15 protein-coding genes are annotated in these 16,028 nt (G+C 64.4%); 6 read left to right on the forward strand and 9 right to left on the reverse strand.

Annotated elements, in window-relative coordinates:
• Positions 1 to 67: 67 nt before the first annotated feature.
• A complete protein-coding gene (locus EA462_RS00575) occupies positions 68 to 1,312 on the reverse strand; it encodes an SLC13 family permease (protein ID WP_124176638.1) in 1,245 nt (414 codons plus the stop codon).
• A gap of 245 nt (positions 1,313 to 1,557) precedes the next feature.
• Between EA462_RS00575 and EA462_RS00580 the strand changes: the two genes are divergently transcribed.
• The gene (locus EA462_RS00580) at positions 1,558 to 4,200 is read left to right on the forward strand and encodes a heavy metal translocating P-type ATPase (RefSeq protein ID WP_279386997.1); all 2,643 of its coding nucleotides are present in this window, start codon (positions 1,558 to 1,560) and stop codon (positions 4,198 to 4,200) included.
• A 46-nt stretch (positions 4,201 to 4,246) separates the two neighbouring features.
• The gene (gene hisG / locus EA462_RS00585; RefSeq protein WP_124176639.1) at positions 4,247 to 5,098 is read left to right on the forward strand and encodes an ATP phosphoribosyltransferase; all 852 of its coding nucleotides are present in this window, start codon (positions 4,247 to 4,249) and stop codon (positions 5,096 to 5,098) included.
• Positions 5,099 to 5,141: 43 nt separating this feature from the next.
• Here hisG and EA462_RS00590 read toward each other — a convergent pair whose 3' ends face one another.
• The 3 genes from EA462_RS00590 to EA462_RS00600 all read right to left on the reverse strand — a co-directional run bounded on the left by EA462_RS00590 (position 5,142) and on the right by EA462_RS00600 (position 7,632).
• Positions 5,142 to 6,146, reverse strand: coding sequence for a potassium channel family protein (locus EA462_RS00590; protein WP_124177169.1), 1,005 nt, complete (start codon positions 6,144 to 6,146; stop codon positions 5,142 to 5,144).
• Positions 6,147 to 6,267: 121 nt separating this feature from the next.
• Positions 6,268 to 6,723 (reverse strand): universal stress protein, encoded by a 456-nt coding sequence (locus EA462_RS00595; protein WP_124176640.1) that lies wholly within the window; start codon positions 6,721 to 6,723, stop codon positions 6,268 to 6,270.
• Between the two features lie 348 nt (positions 6,724 to 7,071).
• The gene (locus EA462_RS00600) at positions 7,072 to 7,632 is read right to left on the reverse strand and encodes a TATA-box-binding protein (RefSeq protein WP_006671604.1); all 561 of its coding nucleotides are present in this window, start codon (positions 7,630 to 7,632) and stop codon (positions 7,072 to 7,074) included.
• A gap of 147 nt (positions 7,633 to 7,779) precedes the next feature.
• Between EA462_RS00600 and EA462_RS00605 the strand changes: the two genes are divergently transcribed.
• Positions 7,780 to 8,889 carry a methyltransferase domain-containing protein gene (locus tag EA462_RS00605; protein ID WP_124176641.1) on the forward strand — a complete coding sequence of 370 codons (1,110 nt, stop codon included), beginning with the start codon at positions 7,780 to 7,782 and terminating at the stop codon, positions 8,887 to 8,889.
• Between the two features lie 12 nt (positions 8,890 to 8,901).
• Here EA462_RS00605 and EA462_RS00610 read toward each other — a convergent pair whose 3' ends face one another.
• The 3 genes from EA462_RS00610 to EA462_RS00620 all read right to left on the reverse strand — a co-directional run bounded on the left by EA462_RS00610 (position 8,902) and on the right by EA462_RS00620 (position 11,733).
• Positions 8,902 to 9,339, reverse strand: coding sequence for an acyl-CoA thioesterase (locus EA462_RS00610; protein WP_124176642.1), 438 nt, complete (start codon positions 9,337 to 9,339; stop codon positions 8,902 to 8,904).
• Between the two features lie 121 nt (positions 9,340 to 9,460).
• On the reverse strand, positions 9,461 to 10,465 hold the full coding sequence (locus EA462_RS00615) for an AAA family ATPase (protein WP_124177170.1): 1,005 nt from the start codon (positions 10,463 to 10,465) through the stop codon (positions 9,461 to 9,463).
• 107 nt (positions 10,466 to 10,572) lie between these two features.
• The gene (locus EA462_RS00620) at positions 10,573 to 11,733 is read right to left on the reverse strand and encodes a DUF7282 domain-containing protein (RefSeq protein ID WP_124176643.1); all 1,161 of its coding nucleotides are present in this window, start codon (positions 11,731 to 11,733) and stop codon (positions 10,573 to 10,575) included.
• A gap of 244 nt (positions 11,734 to 11,977) precedes the next feature.
• On the opposite strand from EA462_RS00620, the gene rnz reads away from it, so the two are divergent.
• Positions 11,978 to 12,907, forward strand: coding sequence for a ribonuclease Z (gene rnz, locus EA462_RS00625; RefSeq protein ID WP_124176644.1), 930 nt, complete (start codon positions 11,978 to 11,980; stop codon positions 12,905 to 12,907).
• Between the two features lie 99 nt (positions 12,908 to 13,006).
• The gene (locus EA462_RS00630; protein WP_124176645.1) at positions 13,007 to 14,980 is read left to right on the forward strand and encodes a DUF460 domain-containing protein; all 1,974 of its coding nucleotides are present in this window, start codon (positions 13,007 to 13,009) and stop codon (positions 14,978 to 14,980) included.
• Positions 14,981 to 15,034: 54 nt separating this feature from the next.
• Here the strand turns inward: EA462_RS00630 and EA462_RS00635 are convergent, their stop codons facing one another.
• Entirely contained in the window at positions 15,035 to 15,214 is a 180-nt protein-coding gene (locus EA462_RS00635; protein WP_124176646.1) for a hypothetical protein, read from the reverse strand.
• Positions 15,215 to 15,283: 69 nt separating this feature from the next.
• Entirely contained in the window at positions 15,284 to 15,463 is a 180-nt protein-coding gene (locus EA462_RS00640) for a DUF7470 family protein (protein WP_124176647.1), read from the reverse strand.
• Between the two features lie 183 nt (positions 15,464 to 15,646).
• On the opposite strand from EA462_RS00640, the gene eif1A reads away from it, so the two are divergent.
• Positions 15,647 to 15,937 (forward strand): translation initiation factor eIF-1A, encoded by a 291-nt coding sequence (eif1A, locus tag EA462_RS00645; RefSeq protein WP_124176648.1) that lies wholly within the window; start codon positions 15,647 to 15,649, stop codon positions 15,935 to 15,937.
• Positions 15,938 to 16,028: the final 91 nt, after the last annotated feature.

Consider the following 16,028-nt stretch of genomic DNA (forward strand, 5'->3'; position numbering starts at 1 on the left):
AAAAGCGTTCTGAGACGGAACGTCGATCCTTCGACTGGGTCGCGAGAGCAGTTCCGTTCGCGCCGCTTTACCCCACCATCACCGAGAGCATGCCGACCGCGATCACCGAGGTAACGATCGAGAGAGGGATACCGAGCACCAGCAGTTCCCTGAGAGGAACCCGTACCTCCATGTCCGCCGCGGCCTCGAGCGTGAGCAGCGTGGCGGCGGAGGCGATCGGCGTGGCGTTTCCGGCGAGCGTACTCACCGCGGCGAGCATCAGCCAGTCCGCGGTGGCCGCCTCCGGAATCGCTGCTGCGAGGAGAACGACCGCCGGAACGTTGCTCACGAGATTCGAGAGGCCGAACGTAGCGATCGCAAGCTGGCTTCCGCCGCTGACCGCTTCGACGGCCTCGAGCAGAGCGGTTCCGTCGAGTCCGGCGACCAGCGCGAACAGACCGCCGAAGAGAACGAGCACGCTCCAGTCGACGTCAGCGAACACGTCGTCTCCCGCCACGCGCCGAAAGCCCTGCAGCCAGGCGAGATGAACGATGGCCGTCGAAGCCGCGATCGTCCCGACGCCGACGTCCGGGAGGGCGACCAACAGGACGAAGGTTCCGAGGACGAACGCGACGCTGGTGGCCGCCCAGGCCCGGTCGAACCCGCCCTCGTCCGTTCCCGACCGGACCACGTCGCTCGAGACCGGTGTCTCCAGGATCCGTCCGCGTTCCGTCTTCGGAAGCAAGAACGCGCCCGCGATCAGCAGACAGACGACCGCCACGGGTGCGAGCGCGGCGATGAACTCGAGCGTCGTCAGGTCGCTTTCAGCGAGGATGAACGCGTTCTGTGGGTTCCCGAGCGGCGTCGCGACGCTTCCGATATTGGCACCGAAGACGACGGCGAGGACCGGCGGAACGGGATCGGTTCCGCCGCGTTCGGCCGCGACGACGAGAACCGGCGTGAGCAACAGGACGGTCGCGTCGTTGAGTGCGAGGGAACTGAGGAGCGCCGAGAGGGCGAGCGCACCGAGCGTGAGCCGTCGGGGCGTCCTGGCCGCGGTGACCAGTTGCGTCGCCGTCCACTCGTAGAACCCCGACTGGGCGAGCGCCGTGACGTGGACGAGCATGCCGAACAGCAACAGGAGCGTCTGGACGCTCATCGCCTCGAGCGCGCGCTGGGGCGAGACGATTCCGAGCGCGAGGAGGACGACCGTACCGGTCGCTGCCGTGACCGATCGGGAGACCGGATACCGACCGATCCGCCTGACGAACAACAGCGCGAACGTCGCCAGCACGACGCCCGTCGCGACGGGACCCGCCTCGAGTCCGAACACGATCGAACCACCGCAGTCCGGTATCAAAGAGCCACTGATACTCGAGCGCCGGGTTACCGAACGAACCGAGCCCGACTCGACTGGAGAGCCCGCGCGCCGCCCGCGGCAGCGACGACTTCTCTTTCGAAAGTGTAGTGGAGCGAAGCCTTTGGAAACGTCCGTCTAGATCGCCACAGAGTTTGGCTTGGAAAGGGCAAACCGCTTGAAACGGGATCCCCTCGTACTAGTTACGTGGTGATCACACTGTGAAGTCTACGCTGTCGATCTCGGGGATGTCCTGTACGACGTGTTCCGGGACGGTCGAGACCGCCGTTTCCGATCTCGAGGGAGTTCAGTCCGTCGACGTCAATTTCGCGACGAACGAGGGGGCCGTCGCCTACGATCCGGAGCGTGCGTCACTCAGCGACGTCTACGCGGCCATCGAGGACGCCGGCTACGAGCCCGAACGGACGACGACGACCGTCGAGATCGCGGGACTGTCGTGTTCGACCTGCGCGGAGACCACGGAGCGCGCACTCGAGGACGTACCGGGCGTGCTCTCGGCGTCGGTCAACTACGCAACTGAGGAAGGAACCGTCGCGTTCAACCCGCACGATACGTCGCTCGTCGATATCTACGACGCGATCGAGGACGCCGGCTACGAACCCGAGCGTCGCGTCGACGAGGACGGGCGGGAACTGACCGGAGACCGCGAGCGCGCCGTCGAGCGCGACCTCCGAACGAAACGCAGGTGGACCGTCATCGGCGGACTTCTCACCGCCCCGTTTGTGCTGGTGATGGTCGACATGTTCGTTCCCGGTCTCCTGCCCGAAACGGTTCTGGGGATCGACACCGGCTGGTACGAGTTCGTTCTCGCGACCGCGCTGATGGCGACCCTCGGACGACACTTCCTCGAGGGTGCGTACAGGGCACTGGTCAACAACCGGCAGGCGAACATGGACACGCTCGTCGCGATCGGCACCGGTGCGGGCTATCTCTACAGTACGAGCGTGATGGTCGAAGCGGTCACGGGCGGGCTCTACTACGAAGCCGTGGCGTTTATTCTCTGGTTCATCTACCTGGGTGTCTGGCTCGAGGCCCGCTCGAAAGCCCGCGCGAGCGCTGCGCTCCGGGAGCTGCTCGAGATGCAGGCCGACGAGGCCACGATCGTTCGGGAGGGTGAAGAGGTCGTCGTCCCGCTCGATGACGTCGAGCCAGGAGACGTGATGAAGGTGCGACCGGGCGAGCAGATTCCGACCGACGGCGTCGTCGTCGACGGCGAGAGCGCGGTCGACGAGTCGATGGTCACCGGCGAGTCAGTGCCGGTCGAAAAGCGCGAGGGCGACGAGGTAGTCGGCTCGACGATCAACGAGAACGGCGTCCTCCACGTCGAGGCGACTCACGTCGGGGAGGAGACGGCGATCCAGCAGATCGTCGACCGGGTCAAGGAGGCACAGGCCCGCCAGCCGGACGTCCAGCGGCTGGTCGACCGGGTCAGCGCCTACTTCGTTCCGGCGGTGATCGTCAACGCGGCGTTCTGGGCGGTCGTCTGGTGGCAGTCCCCCGAGTTCCTCTTCGACGTCTCCTCGACGCTCGGGGTGTGGATTCCGCTGCTCGAGCCCGTCGGTGGCGGTCCGATCGGCCTCGAAGCGGGTGGCATCCCGGTCGTCGAGTTCTCGATCGTCGTGTTCGCCTCCGCAATCTTGATCGCCTGTCCCTGCGCGCTGGGGCTGGCGACGCCGATGGCGACGATGGTCGGCTCGACCATCAGCGCGAAAAACGGCGTCCTCTACAAGGGCGGAGACGTTCTGGAGCAGGCGCGCGGCATCGATGTCGTCGTCTTCGACAAGACGGGGACGTTGACCCACGGCGACATGCGGTTGACGGACGCGGTGACGGTCGACGCTGCGGTCGCGTCCGATGGCGGAGGCGAGACGCCGACCGCGGACGGCGGTCGCCTCGAGACGACAGCGGAGACCCCGACAGTCGACGAGGAGTTCTTGCTCTCGGTCGCTGCGAGCGCCGAATCCGGCTCCGAACACCCCCTCGCACGGGCGATCGTCGAGGGTGCCGACGAACGCGGCCTCGAGCTGGAGGACCCCGCCGGGTTCGAGAACGTTCCCGGTCACGGTATCCGGGCGACGCTCTCCGCTGGCGAGGCCCTCGTCGGGAACCGCAAGCTCATGACCGACAACGGGATCGATCCGTCGCCGGTCGAGGGGACGATGGAGCGACTCGAGCGCGAGGGGAAGACAGCGATGGTGGTCGCACTCGACGGAGAGTTGCTGGGCGTCGTCGCAAACGCGGATACCGTACGCGAGAGCGCCAAAGAGACGATCGCTGCACTGCAGGGCCGTAGCTACGAGGTGTTGATGCTCACCGGCGACAACGAGCGGACGGGCCGAGCCGTTGGCGACCGACTCGGGATCGAGCCCGAGAACGTCCACGCCGAGGTCCTGCCGGAGGACAAAGCCGACGAGATCGAGTCGATCCAGACGGACGGGGACCGGGCGGTTATGGTCGGTGACGGCGTCAACGACGCGCCCGCACTGACGACCGCTCACGTCGGCGTCGCGATCGGCTCCGGGACCGACGTCGCCATCGAGAGCGCCGACATCACGCTCATGCGCGACGACCCCGCCGACGTACTAAAGGCGATGCGGGTCGCTGACGCGACCATCTCGAAGGTCCGCCAGAACCTCTTCTGGGCGTTCGCCTACAACGCCACGTTGATCCCGATCGCCTCCATCGGGCTGTTGAACCCCGCGCTTGCGGGGCTGGCGATGGCCGCCTCGAGCGTCTCGGTCGTCTCCAACAGTCTGGCGTTCACGAACTGGGATCCACACGAGGACTACGTCTTCGCCCCGCTTCGACCGATCGTGTGGATGCGAGACGCACTCACAGCCTAGGCGAAGAAGGAAAGACAGTTCCCGTATCGTCGCCAAGGTTCGATCGATGCGAATCGCCGTTCCCAACAAGGGCCGCCTGCACGAGCCGACGATCGACCTTCTCGAGCGGGCGGGGCTCCATCTCGAGAACGGAGCCGACCGCAAGCTCTACGCCGACACCGTCGACCCCGATATCTCCGTGCTGTTCGCCCGCGCCGCGGACGTTCCCGAGTACGTCGCGGACGGCGCGGCCGATCTGGGAATCACCGGTCTCGATCAGGTACACGAAGCGCGCGTCGACACCGTCTCGGAACTACTCGATCTCGAGTTCGGTCGCTGTCGTCTCGTGCTAGCAGCGCCGGAAGACGGGGCCATCGAGACGGTCGCGGACCTCGCGGGCAAAACCGTTGCGACCGAGTTTCCGAACATTACGCGGGAGTTCTTCGCAGAAACCGGCGTCGAACCCGATATCGTCGAGGTGACGGGGGCGACTGAGTTGACTCCCCACGTCGAGATGGCCGACGCGATCGTCGACATTACCAGTACGGGCACGACGCTGAAGATGAACCGCCTCGCCGTCGTCGAGGACGTTCTCTCGAGTTCCGTCCGATTGTTCGGCCGCGAGGACGTCCTCGACGATCCGAAAGTCAGGGAAGTTCGAACCGCGCTCGCCTCCGTCAAACAGGCCGAGGGAAAGCGCTATCTGATGATGAACGTTCCCGAGGACCGCCTCTCTGACGTTCGCGACGTGATCCCCGGCATGGGCGGACCGACGGTGATGGATATCGCGAACGGCGGGGAGAAAGTCGCCGTCCACGCTGTCGTCGACGAAGCTGACGTCTTCGAGACGATCAACGACGCCAAACAGGCCGGTGCGAGCGACGTGCTGGTCACGGAGATCGAACGGCTGGTCGAGTAACACGTCTTCTACCGCCCTCTGTCGGGGGGCTTTCTGATACGGATCAGTCGTCGACCGGCGGCCACTCCCAGGCGTCCGCCTCGAGAACGCCCCGGAGCTTCCGTCGTCGTTCGCGTAACTCCTCGAGTGATCCTTCGAACTCGCCGTCCGAGACCGTCGGTATTCCGTCCTCGCGGAGGCGGTCGAGATCGGACGGTGGAGGTGCCTCTTCGGCGGGTTCGATGAACGCGGTCTCGAGCGTCTCCAGGTAACTTCCGACGCTCGATCGGCCGTCCTCGAGCAACATCGGGTCCGGTTTCTCGTCGTCCGGAAGGCCGTGACGATACAGCGTCAGCGCCTCGTCGAGAATCGGAACGGCGACCGCGGAGGCGTCCGCGCTCTGCTCGCTGTGGTAGTAGTGCAAGATCGGGTACGATTTGTGCTGCTGGGCGAGCAACGAGAGCTGGGACGACAGCGACTCGAGCGACAGTTCGAGACCGCGAGAGACGTCTCCGTCGTCGCTCCAGCTGGTTCGAACGAACGCTTCGCCGCGCTCGCCCACGCCGGTGACGTCGCTCGCGAACGAGCGCTTTTGCGAGACGGCCCCGAGCACGGAGAGAACGTAGGAGACGGCGAGCGTGACGAAGGCCATTCCGGTCGCCGTCGTCAACGAACTGGCGATCTCCCAGCGCCCGCTCGTTGGCGTGTAATCGCCGTTTCCGTTCGTAAACATCGTGTAGGCGACGTAGTAGAACCGACCGATCCAGTCCGCGGGTTCGCCGGTGTGTGCGCTGACGAGCGCGACCGACCCGCCGGCAAAGAGCAGGGTCCATCCGAGCCAGAGCAGTCCGATCCACATCGCCAGCGAGAGCCCCATAATCAGGGGACCGGCCAGGCTGAGTATCCGCGAGTCGTCTCCGCTGGCACGACGGAGCCCGCGCCAGACCCAGGACGTGAGCCGGGACGAAAGCGGCCCCGATCCGCCGTCCACCCAGAGCGTCGTCCAGAGCAGATCCACGATGACGATACCGAGCAGGGCGAGCCCTGCGGCGAGCAACAGCGGCTGCATATCGGAGCCTTCGGCTCCGAGGCCTGTCAACGACACCCCGGCGAATCCGTACCGAGCGTGACTGTCCACACTCGAGGACAACCGCTACTACACACCGACGACTGCCGCTTCGCTCGAGTTCTCACCCGTCACTGCCGATGACGGTACTCACGACGTTGTAATCCGTGTTTTCCAGGATGTTCTGTGGAACGCTCCCGAAGACGGCTTTCTCGAGTTGTGACGTCCGTGGTCTCCCGATTACGACGAATTCGGGATCAGTTCGTTCGGCTTCCGCGAGTATCTCTTCGGTGGGATCACCGACTCTGCCGCGCGCTTCGATCGATTCGTCGTCGAACTCACCGAGGACGTTTTCGACGGCCAGACGGACGAATTCGGCGGCGCTCTTTGCCTCCTGGTCGATCGTGAAACCGCCCAGTTCGCTGTTCCCCTCGAGCAACTCCTTGTGCGTCTCGAAATCGTCTCGCGGAACAACGTGGAGGACGACGAGCCGACTGTCGTACCTGGCGGCGAGTTCGGCGGACGTCTCGAGTACCTTTTTCGGATGGCGTTCTTCGCCGATGGCAGCGAGTATCGTCACGTGGTATCAACCCTGTCGGATACTCTCGAGTTTGGCTGATAAACTGTTTGTTCACCCACCCACGCTGTGGGGTTTCTGTGACGCAGACAGTCCCAGCCTCGAGTGTCCTTAGCACTCGGGGCATTTCCACGCGTGTCCCCTGTATCCTGTTGGGGTGCTGACTCCTATAGTGGCATTCCCCTCAGTACAACCTATATCTAACGAGTGATTTTATGAATAGATCACCGTTCAGTACGCCACTTCGTCTCGAACGCACTGAACGTGTACACTCGCCGCACCGGGTTCACACGGCCGACGGATGCCGTCCGCTGGTGGCGGTTACAAGCGGGTCGACGGAAAGAGTGCGCCTTACTCGAGCAGGCCGAGGTCCTCGAGTCGGGAGACGATCTTGTCGACGGCGTGTTCGGCGTCCTCGGGCTTTTTCCCGCCGGTGATGACGAGTTTGCCGGAGCCAAAGAGCAGGGCGACGACCTCCGGTTCGTCGAGGCGGTAGACGAGGCCGGGGAACTGCTCCGGTTCGTACTCGATGTTCTCGAGGCCGAGTCCGATCGCGATCGCGTTCAGGTTGAGGTTGCGCCCCAGGTCGGCCGAGGTGACGATGTTCTGGACGACGATTTCGGGGTCCTCGTTCACCTGAATCTGGAGTTCACGAAGCTTGTCGAAGACGATACGAAGACTCTCGTGGACGTCGTCGGTGCTCTTTGCCCCGGTACAGACGATCTTCCCCGACCGGAAGATCAGTGCGGCGGATTTGGGATTCTGTGTTCGGTAGACGAGACCGGGGAACTGTTCGGGGTCGTAGTCGGCCCCTTCGAGATCCATCGCAACGCTCTGGAGATCGAGTTCCTGTCCGATGCCGGTCGACGCCACCACGTTTTCGATGTTGATGGTGTCCTTCGGATCCGTCATAAGTCGTTTAAAAAGACGTATTTAAGGTTTATAAAGGTTGGTACCGCCACCTGATATGTCCGGTTCGTGCCCTCGTACGGACAGTATCCGCGTTCGATCGGTTCGGGAAGCGGTAGGCTCATACTCGATCCGCGACGAGCAATTTGAGTGTACCTGCTCGAGTTCGCCGGCGAGGACGATCCGTTCGCGGCGCGCGAGGCGGCCAGTGCCGCGACCGGCGTTCGACGGATCGCCCCCGGAGTCGCGACCGCCCGCGGTGTCGCCCCCGAGCGCGTTCGGGGCCTCGCCTACACTCATCGGGCGAGCGCACTCCTCGGTCGGACCGACGCCGAACGGGAGAGCGCCCGCGCGCTCCTCGAGGCGACTCCGCTCGAACGGACCGGGACCGTCGCCGTTCGAGCGACGGACGTCCGCGGCTCGAGCGGGGTCGACACCGAACGCGTCGAACGCGACCTCGGCCAGGTGCTGGTCGACCGCGGATTCGGAGTCGATCTCGACGATCCCGACCACCTCCTTCGGGCGATCTTTTCGACGGGACGCCTCGAGGGCGGTTCGCTCGCAGTCGACGAGTCGACGGGCGATCTCATCACGTCGCTCGAGTCGACCGGCGACGGAGAAACCGACGGGCCGCGAGACGAGCGCGTCTCGATCTGTGCGCTGGGCTGGCTCGAGACCGAGAGCGTCCGCGACTTCGGAACCCGCGCACCGACAGACAAGCCGTTCTTCCAGCCCGGAAGCATGGATCCGCTGCTCGCTCGGGCCGTCGCGAACGTCGCGGGCGCAGAGCCCGATCGGACCGTTCTCGATCCGATGTGTGGCACCGGCGGCATCCTCGTCGAGGCGGGTCTCGTCGGCGCGGACGTGATCGGAACCGACGCACAGGCGAAGATGGTCGACGGCGCACGAGCGAACCTGGCTCACTTCCTCGAGTCGCCCGCCCTCTCACCCACGGGCGTCGACCGGGGCGGATGGCACGTCGGCCGCGGGGACGCAACCAGACTCCCGCTCCGGGACGGGGCAGTCGACGGCGTCGTCTTCGACGCGCCGTACGGCCGCCAGTCGAAGATCGACGCCCACAGACTCGAGGACCTCGTGGCGGGCGCGCTCGCGGAGGCTCGGCGGGTGGCATCGCGCGCCGTCGTCGTCGCGGATCGCTCCTGGGCGAGCGAGGCGAGAGACGCCGGATGGGAACTCGAGGCCGCCTTCGAACGCCGCGTCCACCGATCGTTGACGCGGTACGTGCTGATCCTTTCGTAGCTCGCCGGTCGATCAGTAGTCTGCCTCGAGCGCGCGCCGTCGAAGTCGCTCCCCGTCGTCGGTCGCGACGGTGAGTTCGGGAACCGGAATCGGCCCGTCGTCTTCGTCGATGGCGACGAACGTGAACGAGGATTCGGTCGTCCTCTCCGTCTCTCCGGTGCGGGGTTCCTCGCGCCAGGCCTGTAACGCGACGTCGACGCTCGTTCGGCCGGCGTCGTAGACGTAGGACTCGATGAGCGCCGTATCTCCGATCCCGATCGGTCGTTCGAAGTTCAACTCGTTTACCTGTGCCGTGACGCAGGTTTCCCCGGCAAAGCGTAGCGCCGACATGGCGCCCACCTCGTCGAGCCACTTCATCAGATTGCCGCCGTGAAGCGTGCCGTTGTTGTTCGCGTGGTTCGGCTGGACGCGAAACCGGTTTCGAATACGCGTTTCCGTGACGGTTGGCATAGCGGGCACTGCGTGTCCCATCAGAAAAAGCGACGGGGTCATACGGTTTGCTGTGACTTTTTACCGGAGCGACCGCAGGACGGCTCGCGGTCGCTCCGGTAACGACTTACAGTAGACCGTATCAGGCCGGGCGGCCGAGTTCCGCGAGGAGGTGCGAGACGTGAATCCGGTCGCTCGAGCCTTCGTGCATCTCGAATTCGACATCGGCTGCGAGTCGATGCACTCGAGCGAGCTTCGCTCCCTGATACCGTTTCCGGGCAATCTCGAGGATCTCGTTGATGACCTCCTCACCGTCTAATCCCTCGTCGACGAGCAACGCATCGAGCGTCTTGCGGGCGTCCGTGAACTCGCCGGCTTCGGCGTCCTCGAGCATCGATTCGACCTCGTCGTCGAGACCGACCGTGGCGATGGTTTCGTAGGCGGCCTGCATCGTGAGTTCGCCCTCGTCTTCGACGGTCGTCTGGGTCGCCAGGATCGCTTCACGGAGGTTGCCGTCCGCATAACCCGCGACGAACTCGAGGCCGTCGGCGTCGTACTCGATCCCTTCCGCTTCGACGATACGCTCCAGAACGGTGACCGTCTCTGCGGTCGTCGGGGACCGAAACGAGACGGGGAAACACCGCGAACGGATCGGCGGGATGAGCTTCGTCGGCTGGCGCGTGGCGATGATAAACTGGGTCGTCCGGTGGTGTTGTTCCATGATCCGGCGAAGCGCCTGCTGGAAGTCCTCGCGAACGTCTTCTGCGTTATCGAGCACGATCGTCTTGTACTCGCCCGAGACGGAGGCGTAACTCGCGGACTCCTTTAGGACGTGGTTGATCATGTCCCGCTTCGAGAGGCTCGAGCGACCCACGAGGAACTGCTCGAACCGCGGGTCGTTTTTGATCTCCGTCTTCGTTCGTCCGAAGAAGTCCGCGACGTTTATCTCGATCAGGTCGTTGTCCGGGTCGGCGTGCGCCTCGCGAGCGAGCGCTCGAGCCGCCGCGGTCTTGGCGCTTCCTGGCGGGCCGTACAACAGGAGATTGATCGGCTCCTCGACGGCCTTCGTCAGGTACTCGCGGGCGTCGTCCTGTGGCAACTCGGCCAGCTCGGGGGCGTGGGTGTCGGTCCACAGCGGCGCGTCCATCGAGCGTCCGTACGGATGGGATCGATAAGAATCGGTCGATCCGTGGGCAGCGTTTTCCTCGGCCGGCGCAACCGGCTCTCCCCCGCGTTCGAACACCGCTCTCTCGTCTACTCGTCCGACTCGGTGTCGGCGCTTCCGTCGGCGTTAGCGTCGTCGGTATCGGCCGCGCTGGCGTCGCTTCCCTCCTCGTTCGCCCCGGACTGGACGTCCGCGACGGTGAACTCGACCTCGACGGTTTCGTTGTCGTGTTCGATCGCACTCGCCTCGTCGGGTGCTTCCGGATCGCCCTCGTAGAGAACCGCTGTGAGTTCGTCGTCGTCGTCGACGGATTCCTCGAGCGCGACCGTCACGTTCTCGTGTTCGCCGGGGCCGAGTTCCTCGCTCGTCCCGATCAGACTCTCGTTGTCCTCGACGGCGACGAAGCCGTCCGCGGGGATCGCGACCTCTGTCGTGACGTTCTCGTCCGCCGCGTCGACGACGTCCACCGCAGGATCGGTGTGGAACTCGAGTTCGATCGTCTCGATCGCACCGTCTCCGTCCGTATAGACGCCGATCGTCTGTTCGCCCGGCGAGGCGCCGGTGGTGTTGATCTCGAAGGTTACCTCGCGGGATTCGCCGCCGTCGAGTTCGAGCGCCTGCTGTTCGATGACCGTCCCGCCGACGCGGAAGTCGATGCTCTGTTGGGTCTCGCGATCGGTCGGATTGCGGATTTCGGCGGTGATCTCGATGGTTTCGTTCGTCAGTGCCTGAGTCGGGGTCTCGAGCGATTCGACCAGGAAGGAGTCGGTGAGCGCGTCGTCGCCCGTCGTCGTCACCGTTGCGGTGTCACTGACCGGGAAGCCGGCTTCCTGGTAGGGGTGGTCCTCCTGGCCGTCCGTCTCCTCGTAGGCGTACGTTTCGTCGTCCGTGGTGTCGCGGTGTACAGTCGCGGTCAACTGACCGATCAGCTCGGGTTCGTCGTCCTCGTCGACCTCGACGGTGACGTTTTCGTGGGTGCCGCTTGCGAGGTACTCCGAGACGGCGATCGGATCCGATCCGCCGTCGGTGACGACGACGAATCCGCCGTCGGAAACGGAGACCTCGTCGATGGTCACGTTCGTCCCGTCGCCTCGTTGGTCCTCGAACTCGATAGACGCCTCGAGATCCTGTTCGACGCCGAATATCGCGGGTGCCTGTCCGACGATGATTCCTGCCGCCAGAACGATCGCGATCGCGATCAGGATCCCGACGATGCGCTTGAGTGTATCGAACGTCGATCTCGTACTCATTTGGGGGTGGTATCGATCGTAGGTAGGGGCTCGAGCGACGTAAAACGCGTCGTCCGTTCGCAGTATTTCGATCGTTCTCGACCGATACGTCCGGTAATCAAGCATTACTCGAGAATAAACGGTTTTCGGAGGGGAACGAACGATCTCCGACGGGTTCGCGTGGGCGCGGACCGGCGGTCGGTGACTCACTTCAGCCGATTCGAAGCGGGTTTAGCTACGGCCCGTCGAACTTCCATCGATACCGATGCCACTTCGCGTCACGTTTCTGGGAACGGCGGGAGCGGTTCCGACGACCGACCGGAATCCGAGCGGGATCTTCGTTGCTCGGGACGGCGAGGGGCTGCTGTTCGACGCCGGCGAGGGAACTCAGCGCCAGATGATGCGTTTCGGGACGGGATTTTCGATCTCGAATCTGTTCGTAACGCATCTTCACGGCGATCACGTCCTGGGGATTCCCGGCTTGCTCCAGACGATGGCGTTCAACGACCGTGAGAGGCCGCTGTCGATCTACACTCCGGATGGCACGCGCCAGCAACTCCGGGAGCTGATCGGCGCACTCGGTACTCGCCTCTCGTTTCCGTTGCACGTCACTGCGGTTGAAGACGGCGACGTTGCTCACCGCGGCGACGACTACGAGGTTCGCGCGTTCGAAACCGATCACGACACTCGTTCCGTGGGGTACGCACTCGTCGAGGACGACCGAAAAGGACGGTTCGACCGCGAACGCGCGGAGGACCTCGGCGTCCCAGTGGGACCGAAGTTTTCGACGCTCCACGAGGGGAATCCGGTCGAACTCGAGGACGGAACCGTCGTCGAACCGGAACAGATCGTCGGTGATCCGCGTCCGGGACGGACGATCGTATACACCGGCGATACGCGGCCGACGGCGGCAACGGTCGAAGCCGCGGCGGATTCCGACCTGTTGATCCACGATGCGACGTTCGCAGAGGACGGGGCAGATCGCGCGGCGAAGACGGCCCACTCGACGGCACGAGAGGCGGCCGAGGTCGCTTCTCGGGCCGGCGTCGAACGACTGGCGCTGGTTCACCTTTCCTCGCGGTACGCGGGGTATCCCGACGGCCACCTCGCGGAGGCGCGCGAGGTCTTCGACGGAACCGCACTGGTTCCCGACGACGGGGACGAACTCGAGATTCCGTATCCGAACCAGGAGTGAGCGGGAGAAGGGCCGTCGTTCGTCGCTAGGTCTCCGCGCCAGCGTTCGCCGCTACGTTTCCGCGCCGGATTTATACTGCCTTCGCCCCTACCACCTTCCGTGAGTACGCGAACGAGTGCGCTCGATGCAGTCGTCTTCGGTGTCGACGTTCAGAGCGGAGACGTCCGCGGCGATGCACCCTCCTACGCGCTGGTCGTCTACGACGGCGAGGAGATCGATCGGGACGTCGTCTCCCACCGGAAGCTTCGACGGCTGATCGACGACGAAGCGCCGGCGATCGTCGCGACGGACAACATGTACGAACTGGCCGCCGACAAGGATCAGCTCATTCATTTCCTCGGCACGCTTCCAACCGAAACCCGGCTCGTTCAGGTGACGGGATCCCACCAGCCCGAGCCCCTTTCTCGCGTCGCGAAACGCCACGGTATCCCGTACGGAAAAGAGCCGATGAAAGAGGCGGAAGCCGCTGCCCGCCTCGCCTCTCACAACGTCGGCCACGAGGTTTCCGCGTTCACCGACACGACCGATCTCAAGGTCTCGAGAGGCCGGTCGACCGGCAGCGGCGGCTGGAGCGAGGATCGCTACACCAGACGCATCCACGGCTCCGTCAAGCGTCGCGCCCGCGAGGTGGAGTCCGAACTCGAGGAGGCCAACCTCGAGTTCGAAACGGACGTCCGGGAATCGTACGGCGGCTACGCGAACGCGATCTTCACCGTCGAGGCGCGGCCGTCGGATATCCCCGTCTCGAGCGCCCGCTCGGGCGACGTTCGCGTCGAAATCGAACGCGAGCGCCGCGACGGCATCGAGTTCCGTCCGCTCGCCAAGCGCCGCGATCACGTCCTGGTCGGCATCGATCCGGGAACGACGACCGCCGTGGCGATCGTCAGCCTCGAGGGGGAGGTCCTCGACGTCTGGAGTTCGCGGACGAGCGACACCGCCGACGTGATCGAGTGGATCGTCGAGCGCGGCCGACCGATCGTCGTCGCGGCGGACGTGACGCCGATCCCCGAAACGGTCGAGAAGTTCCGCCGGAGCTTCGACGCGGCCGAGTGGACGCCGGAGCGTGATCTCCCGATCGACGAAAAACAACACCGCACCCGGGAGGAGCCCTACGACGACGACCACCAGCGCGACGCGATGGCGGCCGCGTTGTACGCCTTCGACGCACACGAAGACCAGTTCGAGCGTATCGCCTCGAAACTCCCACCGGGCGTCGATCGCGGCGACGTCACCGCGCGCGTCGTGGCCGGCGAGGAAAGCGTCGAGGCCGTCCTCACGGACCTCGAAGACGACGACGAACCCGACGAGGAGTCGACGGAGCACGAACCCCGCGAGCTCTCCGAGGAGGAACGACGAATCAAAGACCTCAAACGGCAGGTCGACCGCCTCCAGTCCCACGTCGAGACTCTCGAGGACAGACTCGAGGGAAAAGACGATCGGATCGACGACCTCGAGGCCGAGCTGACGGTTTCGCGCCGTGAGGAGCGTCGCGAGGTCCGCAAGGAGCGGGAGGTGACCCGTCTCGAGCGAAAGACGAACCGGCTCGAACGCGAGCGCGATCAGGCCCGTGAAGAGGTCGAAACCTTAGAGGAGAAAGTCGAGCGGATGAAGGCGCTCTGGAAACTCGACCATTCGAACTTCAGCGACGTCTCCGCGAAAAAGGAGGGACTCGTTCCGGTCAAAGTCGTCGAAAAGTTCTCGAAAGGGGCGATCCGCGAGGCCGACGACCAGTACGGTCTCGCGGTCGACGACGTCGTCTACCTGCGCGATGCCAGCGGCGCGGGTCGGTCGACCGCGGAACTCCTCGCCGGATTCGAACCCCGAGTCGTTCTCAAAGACGGCGGCCTCTCGGAGGTCGCGGACGACATCCTCTTCGAGGCGGATATTCCGGTCGGCCCGGCGGGCGACGTCGCGATGCAGGAGGTCGACGAACTCGCAGTGGCTCGCGAAGAGGACGTCGACGCCGTCATCGAAGACTGGCGAGACCGCGCGCGCGAGCGTCAGCTAGATCGCAAAGCCGCGATGGTCGACCAACTCATCAGCGAACATCGGGCCGGCGACAACGAGGTGTGACGTTCCGGTCGCACTCGAAGTCACTGTACCGTTCCGATCTCACTCGGAGTCTGCTCAGCGCTCTTCGTTTCGCCGTTCGTCCGCGCGTTTCTTGGCTTCCTCGAGCGTTCGTTCCGCTTCCGGCGAGCGTCTGTGTTGGGGTGAGGTGATCGCTTCCCCGGAGCCCTCGAGTCGCTCGTCAGCGTCCTCGACGGCGATCCAGTCGCGAAGTCGGGAGAGAAGGGACCGAACCATAGCGGATCGTTGGGGAAGGACTATGAAATATCTACGGTCGATGGGGAACTGGAATCGATCGTCGCAGACTCAAAACATCCCAAACCCCTGGAGAACGCTCGTAACGAGGGCCTTGACGACGATTCCGAGTCCGGCGATCACGAGTGCGAGTCCCGCGGCGATCACGATATCGGCGTACGCGATGAGTCCGATACCGGCGAGAAGAAGCACGATTCCAGCGATTCCGAGCGGACCGAGTTTATCAAGCATACGGAGAGTCCTCGGCGGGAGGAAAATAAAACGCGTGCTTTCGCCGTCTCGGCTCGTCGATCGGATCGAGTGCCGACTCGCTGTCGAATCAGGTGCGTCCGCCCGTCCGAACGCTCGTCAGAACTGACAGTCCCGTGCTCGGAACGATAAAGGATTAAACCGTTCGACCGCGAATCTCGAGGCATGAGCGACGACGGCGAGGGCGGTCGGAAGAACCTTCGGATGCCGGACGACGACGAGGTCTTCGCAACCGTCACGAACATGCTCGGGGCGAACCGGGTCAAAGTACGCTGTGCCGACGGGACGGAGCGAACCGCACGCATTCCCGGGAAGATGCAAAAACGAATCTGGATCCGCGAGGACGACGTCGTCCTCGTCGAGCCGTGGGACTGGCAGGACGAGAAGGCCGATATCACCTGGCGCTACGAAAAGAGCGAGGCCGACCAGCTTCGACGCGAAGGCCACATTCAGTAGTCCGAACTGTTGGGTTGTGGACGCGTCACTTCGTTCCCGTAGTCTGTCGTCAAACCGCCTCTCGTTTGCGTTTTCGGTCATCGAACCGTCC

This window comes from Natrarchaeobius halalkaliphilus (assembly GCF_003841485.1).
GTDB classification, from domain to species: Archaea; Halobacteriota; Halobacteria; order Halobacteriales; family Natrialbaceae; genus Natrarchaeobius; species Natrarchaeobius halalkaliphilus.